Here is a 7836-nt window from a genome sequence, read left to right on the forward strand (position 1 = left end):
TAACCCGCTACGTCGATACGTGCACGTCACACCAATGATCGCCCGTTACAGTTGCGATCATGCCTGCCGACGACCTGCCGCCCTCACGCATATGGCAGGCGGCAGTCCCCGAGCTCGGCACACTCGACGACGCCGACGACCTCGCTGAGCGGTTGCTGCTGCATTTGCACTACGCCATCAACTGGGACAAGAGTTGGGTGGCCAGCCACCGCGCGACATACTGGACCGACATACTTCCCTCCCGGGTATTGCGTGCCGCCTATCAGAGCGACACCCTCGACGACTGGTGGTCTGCTGCCGCCCATGAGCTCGAAGCGGACCCGCCGCGCAACCAGGAGCGCCGTATCGAGTTGGCCCTATTGCTGCGCCAACCCTCCCTTCAAGTCATCACCGCGTTCCACGATCGACTTCACGCTCTGTTGCTGCGAGTGCAGATCATCGCTGAGGCGGTCTCCCAGCAACGGAAAAGCTCGTCGAGGCGGAGCGCCGAATGACGCTTTCTACCGTCCGTTTCGACATCGACATCGTCGCCAAATCGTCGATCGTGCACGGACAGGGCCGTTCCTCTGGCCGGGCCGACACGGTGAGCGTGTTTCGTCGCGAAAAGATCATCACACCCGACGGGGACATGATTCGGGTACCGGTGGTGTCGGGCAACAGTTTTCGCGGTGTACTGCGCCGGATCGGAGAGGGTCTCACCGCCGATGTACTCAGATACGAACAGTCTCTGCCGATCCCTGCAGCTCATCTCTTGACCAACGGTGGTCGGCTCGGAAAGACCGACAAACCGATGACCGATGACCGGGAACGCACACTGAAGGCGTTGATTCCGCAGATTGCGATCTTTGGTGGAGACGCCTCGGGCAGGGTCATGTCGGGTCTGCTGACCGTGAGCAAAGTGTTGCCTGAGGTCGCCGAACTCGCCCACATCTTGCCGCGACCACCGAGCGGGCCGCTTCCCTCGGCCATTCGTGGCATGACCGCCGAGTCCTACACCCACCTGGCCGATCACCGGCCCAGCACCAGTGAGCCACCCGTGATGAACACCGAGGCTAAGGATGATAGTCCGCTGGGCATCTTCGGGTTCGAGGCCCTATCGGCCGGCACGCGGATGCAGTCGTGGGTGCAGATCTCGCACGCCACTGATTATCAGCTCGCGTTCTTCAACAGCGTGCTGGCCGCCTTCGCCGAGCGCGGTCACCTGGGCGGCCGCTCCGCCGCCGGCCACGGCGCCATCGGCGCGACTGTTCATGCCACGGCACTTCGGGGCGTACTGCCAAACCCGGACCTCGACTGGGCCGCCCAGTTGCGCAGGAAGCGCCGGGCCGCCATCAAAGCTCTCACTGACCTGACCTGATGATCCCGGTTCTGGTGACTGCCGCTACACCGCACGGGGTGGCTACATCTCGGCCCTGGGGTGTACCGCTGGACGCGTTGCTATCGTCGGTGCTGTGGCATCGGCGCAAGTGGGAGGCTCGCGCCGCCGGCCATCACCTGGCCTATCACCCGGATCTTGAGCCCGAAGCGATCGAGCTTCCCATCGCCCGATGCCACGACCCCGACCACCAGGCGGCCTGGCACTGGATGGCTACGTTCGCTGATCTGCGGCCGGGTGGCGGCGAGCCGGATATTCGTTGGCGCACATCACGCACAGACCGCCGGCGGCTTCAGCAGCTCGCCCCCGTCACCGGCAACGTCGTGTCGGACACATCGGGCCGCTATCTGCAGCGCACCGTTCCCGTGATCGCCCATCCCGTGGCCACACTGACGTGGCATGCCGTCGGCGATCCTGACGGTATCCGCGAACTGCTCGCCGAATTGCCATCGATCGGGAAGCATCGCGGCACCGGCGAAGGTGTGGTGGCTCGATGGACAGTCGCCGAAGCTCCGGACGTCGCGGCCTGGTCGGCCGGCCACGAGCACGAGCCCGGTGTCTTGGGTAGGACCGTCCCGCTCCGCTGTCTGAAACCCGGCATGGTTACCGGCGAAGTCGGGTTTGGCGCTATCCGTCCGCCCTACTTGCACCCGTTCAGCCGAACCGATGCGGCCCACCCGGCGCGGTAGCCCCCACGATCGCCAGCGTTCTGCACTGTGTCAGTAGCCCCAGTCTGGTCCTGGCGGAAGACTTCCCTGGTAGATCACCTTGCCGTTACCCCATCGCCGATCGACGCCGATCGATCCGTCAGGGTTCTGCCACCAGAAGTTGACGTCGCGCTGGCCGCCTTCGCTCCACTTCTGGAAGTCCTGCGCCGACGGCGGACCTGAGAGCCACACCTTGACCTCACCGACCTTGCCCGCCGGGTCGATGCTGGTCTCCATGATTTCGCCCGGCCCCGCCGAGATTTCCACTTTGGCATCCGGGGTCACTTTGTCGCCCTCGACCTGGACGAACCGCCCGTTCTCGACATACCAGGTGTGCAGCGCCGGCGTCGGGCCGCAGATCGTCACCGGGTCATTGTCCTTCGACCCCAGGTAGCAGGCGTACGGCCGCACATCGTCAGGGTCAGGTGCGCCCTTGTCGCTGTCCGTCGGTGTCGGCGGAGGCTTGGGGTCGACATGCGCCAACGGTGCGGCAACATCTCCCGGCAGCTGCCGCTTTGCCACACGCACCGCCTCAGCGGATTGCGCATACTCAGCCGCCGCGTTCGACACAATCTGCCTCGACTCCGCGACGCGGTGCTGCCCAGCCTGGGCCAGACCGATCATCCCTTCCGGTGTACCTCGCTGCGAACCCAGGGCCGCCCGGTCCTGCGCCCAGCCCGCCTCCACGGAGTTCAGTTGTTGCAGTGCCCGCGGCCCAACGGACTCGACACGCGCAACGGCGTTGTGTACCTGAGCTTTTGCGTCGTCAACCACGTTGCGTGTGCGGCCCAAATCGATAGATTGCTCGGCGGCGCGCTGTTGTGCGACCCCGGACCACCCTGCTGGCGGATCGGGTTGCGGCACGGGCTGGTCAGCAGCCGGCGGTTGCGGGGGCTTCCCAGTGCCGACCAGCCCCCGCGCCTCGCGCAGTTGCGCATCGACAAGTTCGACGAACTCCATCGTCACCTCCCAGGTAGTCCCTGTGCCTGCTCAACGAAACTCGGAGTAGTTCCAATGCCAGGATGCGCGCATCTGCGCCTTCAATGATGCGTCTGGACCGACGACGAGCTCCTCTGCGCTGTCGGCTTTTCGACGCCACGTCAAGTAGGCAGCAGCTGCGACACACACTAAGCCTGCCGTAACCCAGACGACGAGCGGCGATACCGATACGAGGATGGCGGCCGTCGCGACACCCACCACCACCAGCATGAGCCGTTCTCGCCTTCGGAACCGATGTGCGGGGTCACGAAGATCAGACGCGTAGGCCATGAGGCGCCATTGCTGTGCAAAAGCCCTTAGGTCGAACGTTGTATCGGGTTCGCGGTAAACGAAGGCCTCCCAAGAGCTTTCACCCCACCACCGGTAGTCCTCGGCCGCGCCGATCGCGGGATCTCCCGGCATTGACCGCCGACGCTGATGCGCGATGAAACTCTTAGCCAGCCGAGCGTCGCGCCTGAGACCCAAGGCGATCTCGTCGGCGCCGACTGCCGTGCGTCGATTGGAGGCAGGCCCTTGCTGCATAGTCCGAGCGTGACATCGACCAGGACGGTCTTCCAGACCACTGCACCTGCCGGCCTGCCGGTGATCACGGTGATCACCCGTCAGTGGCCGACACCGTCCAAGATGTCGAGTGTTTCCTGACGTCTCAGCTCGTAACGCGCGGTAATGATCCCGGCCGCTTCTCGCCACGTCACTTCAACTGCACCAAGCGCGATCGCTTGCTTGCGCTTGGCGTCGGTGACGTCGTAGTGCCAGTTCTCGGCGGCCCGGCTTCCGGGTTTCGCCAGGGGCTTGCCCACTTTGGTTGGGTCTTGAAACCACCGCCGTTGCAGTCCCAGCCGGGCGGCGAACCTATGGAGTTCGCCTGGGGTGTCGGCGAACAGGTGCGACCATCGGGTGTCGTAGCGCCCGATGCGCGCGGGGATCCGCGCGTCGTCGACGTAGACGGTCACTGGTCGCTCTGCCGGTCGTCGACGCCACCGCTGCGGTGATGCCCGAGATGGGTGTCCAGTTTGTAGTGCGCTGCCAGTGTGGTGAGCACGGAGCACGGCGCTTCGACGAGGCACTCTGAGAGCAGGGTTCCTTCCCACTCTCCAGCCCACTGTCCAGCAGCCGGTGTGCAGGCCGGGCAGAAGATGCTTTGGGCGGGACAGGTGGAGGTGTCGTCGTGGGCGTTGTGGATCCCGAAGTCCAAACATTCCTCACAGACGCTGACGGCCGGCAAGTGGCGGCTTGCAAGGGCGAGTAGTTGCGTCTGGTGTGTCGGCGCGAGCGGGTGATGGAACCGCATCAGCGCTGGGTCGCCGACGATCGCGGTCAGCAGGTTCGGCCCGAAGTGTGGGTCGACTCCGGCCGCACCGATGGCGGCGGCGTCGACGTCATCGGGGCGAGCGGCGCCGAGCTCGTCGGCGACGGTGCCACGGTGCAGCGCGAGGATCCAAAGGCAGTCGTGGCATGGGCGACCGTATCGGTCGGCCGCTTCGCGGTCGTATGGACCCCACATAGGGGCGAGCCCTACGGTTCTCTCGCACAGCGCAACTGCGTGTACCACCCCGTGGATCTGCTGAGAGATCGAGTGCGTGAGTTGCCGAGTCCCGGGCCACGATGTGGTGGCGGCCGTCGGTGTCGCTGACACCGAACAGGAGCTCGCCGGCGGGGAGAGGAACGGGTGCGGTGTCGGTGGTCATGTCAGTGAATTCCGATCTCGTCTCGTGTTCGTTGTGATACATCGGCCCACCGCGCGGCGATGATCGTCGACGGTGTGACGCCCAGTTGGTCGGCGGCGGCGAGTGCAGCCAGGAATACGTCACCGAGTTCGGCCAGGAGGTGCGCGGTGTCTGCTCGGCCTTCGGCGCGTTTAAGAAGAGCGCCAACCACTTCGCCGCCCTCTTCGCCCACCTTGGCTACGCGCTGCCAATCAGATCTCTGCACGCCGAGGTGGTCTAGGTGGACACCGACTGCTACGGCCAGCGAGTCCAACGCGTCGAGTGGCTGATCGAAGGCGAGATGAGCGTGTGGTCTCACTGACGGATCGGCCAGGGATCCGTTGCCCGTGACATTTTCGAAGCGGTACTGGTGTTGGGCTAGGTTTCGATCTCTTGCGGAGGTCATCGTTGTAGTCCAGTTTCGGCAGCGACGAGGTTGGCCTTGCCGTGCGCGGGTTCATGGTGGTGAGATGATCGCTGCGTCCCTGGGAACCCGCCGCTGGCCGGGGACGAGCGGCCCGACATTGCTGAAGCCTCGGCCAGGTACTCGCCGGCATAGCGCCGTTGCTCAGGTGTCACGTCGTGTGAAAGCAGCACCGTGGCAGCGAGATCCATCGCGGCGAGGGAGTATTGGCGGCGGCGGTGCGGGTCGTCGACACAGTCACGTGCTGTCTGAAGATCGCGGCGGGCGTCTTCAAGGGTGTCGGTTGTGGACATCTTGTCTCCGTTCACGTGTCAGTCGTGTGTTCGGCGCTGGCGGACCACCACCACCCGTGTTACGAGGCACGAAGCGCGCCGAGTGGCGGCAGCTTCTGCGCTGGGGACAGGCCGGTGCCAGGGGCCGCGGCAATGCCGTCGAGCGCTGCTTTCAGATCGCTGATCGCTTTCTCCGCCGCCGAGACGGGGTTGGCGTAGCCGACGGTGATCCGCTGAGCTATGCGGTGCAGATCGCCCTGGGCGCGTACGAGGGCGGCGATCTCGCGCAACGCTGCGAGGCCGACGGTCCCTTCGCGCGGCGGTTTGTTCTCCGACGTCCAGTCGATGCGTGCGCCCAACGCATGTTCGATCGCGTCGATGTGCTCCTGGAGCTCAGTGACATCGGGCAGCTGCGCTATCCGGTATGCGACGGTCTTTTCCGCCTCCTCGTTCGCTTTCAGCCTCGCCTTCACCAGCCCGGCCTCATAGCCGACCTCCAGTTCCTCAGCGCGCAGAGTGTCGTACCGCGAGAACACCGACCGCACGACATCCCAGGAAGGCGCGTGATCCTTCTTTGCGGCCGCGGCTTGGTGAATGGTCATGCGGCTGGTCGATCGGCCCGGCGACATAAGGCCCCACCCGGGCGGCAGTTCCCCGTCGCGCACGATGGCAGGGTTGGGAACGACCAGCCAGAATTGGTGGCATTGGTCCGCCCAGGCGTCGGCCTTGCCAGTCTTGCGACTGCTGATCTCGGCGAGCCAGTCCGACCGGGACACTTTGACCTCATGTCCGATCAGGTGGCGGCCGCTGGCGCTGGTGAACCCGACGTAGATGGCGTCACACCGGCTCCCGGCGCCGTACCCGCCGTTGAGGCCGACTTCTGAGACGAATACGCCGCCCGGCAGGCGCCTCGCCGGGTCAATGTAGTGGCGGCGCAGTCGATTCAGGAGGTCCGGCGCCGCAAGAGGCGCGGGGTCTTCGGAACGGGTGGTCACCACAGGTCACTTTCCGTGCGGGTGCGGCGCCGCGTCACCGGGGTCCGCCCGGTGAGCCGGTGAAGTCGCTGCAGTGTCGCGGTGGGTTCTGGCAACTGTGCTGGTGCGCGCTGATGCTGCCCCCTCCGCGGTGTCGGGGCGAACATGTCTCGGGGCGCCTGCTGCGCTCTGCGTGTGCGTGGTTTCCGTTCCGCGCCCGTCGCGGGGGCTGGCGGTGTCCTTGCGGGTGTCGGTGTCGTTCCGGCGCGGGTTCGTGGTCTTGTCCACTGCGTCAGTGTCGCCGCGGCTGGTGTCTGTGTTGCCGGAGGTCGTTCGCGTCGCGGGGGGTGCGGTGGGCGCTGGTGTTGTCTTCGTGTCGGTGGTCTTCGCTGGTGTCGCCGTGACGGTCGGGTCGGTGGACTCGTTGGCCACCGTGGATTCGTTCGTCGCGCTCGGCTGCGGGTCGTCGGCGGTCGTCGATCCGGCGGGGTCGGTGAGCGCGGTGGCTGCCGCCTTCTTCGACGTAGGTGACTTTTTGGCGGCGGGAGCCTCCGCGGCTGTGTCTTCCGCGTCTTTCGCCTGGTCCGTGGCGTCCTTGGTGGCGCGCTCGGTCCCAGCGAGCGTCACGCTGTTGTGTTTCGGGGTGACCGCCGGGGTGGAGGTCGCCGCCGTCGCGGCTGCGTGTGGAGCCAGTTCTCCGGTGAGTGTTGAGCCGAGGTCGAGTGCGCCAGCGACGGTCCTGAGCCCGATCTTCACCGCGGTCGCGGCGACGTTGATCGCCGCGTTGACACCTGCGGCGAGAACCTTGGGCATGCTGTAGACGAGCGCAGGCATGCCTACCGCGCGCAGGATGCCGCTGGTGGCGGTCGCGGCGTCGCTGATGAAGGTCGTGATCATGGCGGCGCCGGTGCCGGTGAGGTTGGCGCCGATTGTGAACGGCAGGGATGCGAAGCTGCCGGCAGTGTGGGCCACTGTTGCTACCGTGGCGATCCCGGCGCCGACCAGAGTGGTGAGTGCGGCGGTGTAGCTGGACGGTGACAGTGGCGCCGCCCCAATGGTGCTGATGGCATCTTGCACTGCGCCGTCGGTGGTGCCGTTCCCGAGCCAGGTGCTGACCACCGAGGATGCTCCGTTGGTCAGCCGCGAGACCACGACGTCCGCTGCGTCGGTCACTGTGGTGGTCAGTCCGTTGACTCCCGCCACCGCCACGTTGATCGGCGCAGACACGATGCCCTGGACCGCGGTGAGGACACCGCCGATTAGGGCATTACCCGGGAATATGTCGAGCAATGATCAGAACCTGTGGATGAGCCTCGGTGAGGGGGCGTGAAAGTGGGCGCACCTTCCCGAGGATGATCTGAATATCCGAAGGTCCGATC

General features: G+C 65.7%; 11 protein-coding genes. 3 read left to right on the forward strand and 8 right to left on the reverse strand.

Annotated features, from left to right (window positions below; translation table 11 throughout):
* The first annotated feature begins 59 nt into the window (after positions 1–59).
* The 3 genes from AAHS21_RS30395 to AAHS21_RS30405 are packed head-to-tail and all read left to right on the forward strand — an operon-like array spanning position 60 to position 2064.
* Positions 60–494 carry a hypothetical protein gene (locus AAHS21_RS30395; protein WP_342931084.1) on the forward strand — a complete coding sequence of 145 codons (435 nt, stop codon included), beginning with the start codon at positions 60–62 and terminating at the stop codon, positions 492–494.
* Positions 491–1357 carry an RAMP superfamily CRISPR-associated protein gene (locus AAHS21_RS30400; protein ID WP_342931085.1) on the forward strand — a complete coding sequence of 289 codons (867 nt, stop codon included), beginning with the start codon at positions 491–493 and terminating at the stop codon, positions 1355–1357. The genes AAHS21_RS30395 and AAHS21_RS30400 overlap by 4 nt, the downstream gene beginning before the upstream one ends.
* Positions 1357–2064, forward strand: coding sequence for a hypothetical protein (locus tag AAHS21_RS30405; RefSeq protein WP_342931086.1), 708 nt, complete (start codon positions 1357–1359; stop codon positions 2062–2064). Before AAHS21_RS30400 ends, AAHS21_RS30405 begins: the two co-directional genes overlap by 1 nt.
* Before the next feature lie 30 nt (positions 2065–2094).
* Here AAHS21_RS30405 and AAHS21_RS30410 read toward each other — a convergent pair whose 3' ends face one another.
* From AAHS21_RS30410 to AAHS21_RS30445, 8 genes are all read right to left on the reverse strand, one after another.
* A complete protein-coding gene (locus AAHS21_RS30410; protein WP_342931087.1) occupies positions 2095–3042 on the reverse strand; it encodes a hypothetical protein in 948 nt (315 codons plus the stop codon).
* Positions 3043–3072: 30 nt separating this feature from the next.
* A complete protein-coding gene (locus AAHS21_RS30415) occupies positions 3073–3603 on the reverse strand; it encodes a hypothetical protein (RefSeq protein WP_342931088.1) in 531 nt (176 codons plus the stop codon).
* A gap of 80 nt (positions 3604–3683) precedes the next feature.
* The gene (locus tag AAHS21_RS30420) at positions 3684–4034 is read right to left on the reverse strand and encodes a DUF4031 domain-containing protein (RefSeq protein WP_342931089.1); all 351 of its coding nucleotides are present in this window, start codon (positions 4032–4034) and stop codon (positions 3684–3686) included.
* Complete coding sequence (locus AAHS21_RS30425; RefSeq protein ID WP_342931090.1) at positions 4031–4585, reverse strand: hypothetical protein; 555 nt, start codon at positions 4583–4585, stop codon at positions 4031–4033. The genes AAHS21_RS30420 and AAHS21_RS30425 overlap by 4 nt, the downstream gene beginning before the upstream one ends.
* 185 nt (positions 4586–4770) lie before the next feature.
* On the reverse strand, positions 4771–5106 hold the full coding sequence (locus AAHS21_RS30430) for a hypothetical protein (RefSeq protein ID WP_342931091.1): 336 nt from the start codon (positions 5104–5106) through the stop codon (positions 4771–4773).
* A gap of 83 nt (positions 5107–5189) precedes the next feature.
* Positions 5190–5504 (reverse strand): hypothetical protein, encoded by a 315-nt coding sequence (locus AAHS21_RS30435; protein ID WP_342931092.1) that lies wholly within the window; start codon positions 5502–5504, stop codon positions 5190–5192.
* 59 nt (positions 5505–5563) lie between these two features.
* Positions 5564–6478: a hypothetical protein gene (locus AAHS21_RS30440; RefSeq protein ID WP_342931093.1), complete on the reverse strand. Its 915-nt coding sequence runs from the start codon at positions 6476–6478 to the stop codon at positions 5564–5566.
* Positions 6479–6484: 6 nt separating this feature from the next.
* A complete protein-coding gene (locus tag AAHS21_RS30445) occupies positions 6485–7747 on the reverse strand; it encodes a hypothetical protein (RefSeq protein ID WP_342931094.1) in 1263 nt (420 codons plus the stop codon).
* Positions 7748–7836 lie beyond the last annotated feature (89 nt).

This window comes from Mycobacterium sp. 050272 (genome assembly GCF_039023525.1).
Taxonomy (GTDB): Bacteria; Actinomycetota; Actinomycetes; order Mycobacteriales; family Mycobacteriaceae; genus Mycobacterium.